Source organism: Saccharothrix sabaoui, from assembly GCF_051756985.1.
Classification (GTDB): domain Bacteria; phylum Actinomycetota; class Actinomycetes; order Mycobacteriales; family Pseudonocardiaceae; genus Actinosynnema.
In genome coordinates this window covers 1-1,522 of the sequence record NZ_JBPKJK010000328.1, presented here as the reverse complement: position 1 = coordinate 1,522, position 1,522 = coordinate 1, and the positions used below count along the sequence as shown (strand labels likewise).

The 1,522-nt window shown below is 71.9% G+C and carries 3 protein-coding genes; all 3 read left to right on the top strand.

What is annotated here, in order from left to right; genetic code table 11:
• A partial coding sequence (locus tag ACR807_RS41645) for an alpha/beta fold hydrolase (protein WP_438927069.1) occupies positions 1 to 450 on the top strand: 450 nt, incomplete at its 5' end.
• Between the two features lie 77 nt (positions 451 to 527).
• Positions 528 to 827 (top strand): PAS domain-containing protein, encoded by a 300-nt coding sequence (locus ACR807_RS41640; RefSeq protein WP_438927068.1) that lies wholly within the window; start codon positions 528 to 530, stop codon positions 825 to 827.
• A complete protein-coding gene (locus ACR807_RS41635) occupies positions 808 to 1,398 on the top strand; it encodes a PP2C family protein-serine/threonine phosphatase (RefSeq protein WP_438927067.1) in 591 nt (196 codons plus the stop codon). Before ACR807_RS41640 ends, ACR807_RS41635 begins: the two co-directional genes overlap by 20 nt.
• The last annotated feature ends 124 nt before the right edge of the window (positions 1,399 to 1,522 follow it).

Below are 1,522 nucleotides of genomic sequence, written 5' to 3'. Positions count from 1 at the left end.
CGCTACGTGGACGACGGCGACTACCGCGGCGGGTTCACCGCCGAGGACATCGACGAGCTGCTGGACTCCCTGGACAGCAACTACCTGGGCTGGTCGGCCGCGATGGCGCCGGCCATCATGGGCAACCCGGAGCGCCCCGAGCTGGGCCGGGAGTTGACCGAGAGCTTCTGCCGCACCGACCCGGACATCGCGCGGCACTTCGCGCGCGTGACGTTCCTGTCGGACAACCGAGCCGACCTGACCCAGGTGGGCGTGCCGACCTTGGTGCTCCAGTGCCGCGACGACGTCATCGCCGCCCAGGCGGTGGGAGAGTTCGTGCACCGGAGCATCCCCGGTAGCGAGCTGGTGGTGCTCAACGCGACCGGGCACTGCCCCAACCTGAGTGCGCCGGGGGAGACGACCGGCGCCATCCGGGAGTTCCTGGCCAGGCCGGGGAGCGCACGGACGTGATGTGTGCCGCCGGGACCGGTCTGGATGATGACGACGAGCCCGGTGAGGACGGCGACCCGACCATCCGTGATGCGCAGGTGGTGTTCTCCTCCCTGTTGGAGGACGACGTCGAGGAGTTGTACGACAACGCGCCATGCGGCTACCTGTCGGCCCTCGTGGACGGCGAGATCGCCAAGGTCAACGCCACCCTGCTGGGCTGGCTCGGGTACCGGCGCGAGAACCCGGTGGGGATCCGGCGCTTCACCGACCTGCTGACCGGTGGCGGCAGGCCCTACCACGGGATGCACTACGCGCCGATGCTGCGGATGCACGGCGAGGCGCGCGAGCTCGCCCTCGACCTGGTGGCCGCCGACGGCCGTGGCTGCCCGCCCTGGTGAACGCGAGGGCCAAGACGGGCGGGGAGGCGCAGCCGCTGCTGGTCCGCATCACCGTGTTCGGCCCCGGGAGCGGCGCGCGTACGAGCGGGAGCTGCCGGCCGCCAAGCGCAAGGCCGAGCAGGAGCGGGAACGGCTGGAGCGCCTGACCAGCACCCTGCTGCCCGATGAGCTGCCCGCGATCGACGGCGCCGAACTCGCCGCCCACTACCAGGTCGCGTCCAGCGACCAGGTCGGCGGGGACTTCTACGACGTGTTTCCGCTGGGTGGCGACCGGTGGGGGTTCTTCCCGGGCGACGTCTGCGGCAAAGGGCCAGAGGCCGCCGTGCCGACCTCGCTGGCCCGCTATGCCCTGTGCGCCGACGCCCTGTGCGCCGCCGCCGTGAACGACGCCGCCGTGAACGACGCCGACCCCGTGGCGGTGCTGACCACCCTCGACACGGTCATGCTGCACCAACGCCGGCCCGGGTCCCCGCAGTTCTGCACGGTGGTCTTCGGCCTGCTCGAACGCGACGGCGACGGGCTCGCCGTCACCATCGCGGGCGGTGGGCACCCGGCGCCGCTGCCGAGATGACCGGCGAGGACGCCCACACCGTGGTCGACCGGCTGGTGTGCCTGCTGGTCGACTGCTCCAAGTCCCCTTCCGGCGCCACCGCGATCCTCGCGATCGGCAACCCCGACATCACCGCCACGCTCTT